Raw genomic sequence first — 241 nt, 5'->3', positions numbered from 1 at the left:
GGGGCGAACAGCAGGCCATGAACCGCATGCCGCCAGACATTCGATCGGGTCGTTTGCAGCACCAGTTCCGACAGCGCACTGCGCACATGCGCAAGATGGTGCGAAAGCACGGCCGGATACCGGTCCCGAACGTTCTTGCTGAGCGCTACGACACCCGCGTCCGCGAGGTTGTGCGACAGCATCGTCAAGTGCTCGTCGACTTCAGCCGCGTTGATCTGCGCATTCGACCATGTCAAGCCGA

Annotated in this window: 1 protein-coding gene; it reads right to left on the bottom strand. The window is 61.8% G+C overall.

The features are described 5' to 3' along the window. Positions 1–241: hypothetical protein (locus SB719_RS22275; protein WP_412160051.1), on the bottom strand; the 241-nt coding region annotated here is incomplete at both ends.

This window comes from Pantoea sp. SIMBA_079 (genome assembly GCF_046940275.1).
Taxonomy (GTDB): Bacteria; Pseudomonadota; Gammaproteobacteria; order Enterobacterales; family Enterobacteriaceae; genus Pantoea; species Pantoea borealis.
Note: the sequence above shows the minus strand (reverse complement) of the source record. Positions and strands in the feature narration are given on the sequence as shown.